Source organism: Azohydromonas lata (assembly GCF_034427735.1).
Taxonomy (GTDB): Bacteria; Pseudomonadota; Gammaproteobacteria; order Burkholderiales; family Burkholderiaceae_C; genus Azohydromonas; species Azohydromonas lata.
This window is the reverse complement of the sequence record NZ_JAXOJX010000239.1, coordinates 1-331: the sequence shown is the minus strand read 5'-3', so window position 1 is coordinate 331 and position 331 is coordinate 1. Positions and strand designations below refer to the sequence as shown.

The window sequence follows — 331 nt, the reverse complement described above, 5'->3', positions numbered from 1 at the left end:
GCAGAAGACGCTGCGCGCGCTGGTGCAGTCCATGAAGGCCGGCGGCATCGTCCCGGCGGTACTGGGTGCGGCTGAAACCGACTGTGGCGACGTCGCCCGCCGCCTGGGCGACGAGGCCGGCTACCAGCGCCTGGCGCGCCAGCTCATGGACACGCTCACCGCCCACCCGGCCGCCAACCTCGTGACGGCCGACCCGCACCTGCTGCATGCCCTGCGCAACGAGTACCCGGTGCTCGACGCCGCCTGGGCGCAGCGCCTGGCCTCCGGCCAGGTGCGCGTGTGGCACCACACCGAGCTGCTGGCCGACCTGCTGGAGCGCCGCGTGCTCAAG

Annotated in this window: 1 pseudogene; it reads left to right on the top strand. The window is 73.7% G+C overall.

Features of this window, described 5'->3' with window-relative positions:
* Window positions 1-331, top strand: a pseudogene (locus SM757_RS35210) ((Fe-S)-binding protein); the annotation flags it as partial.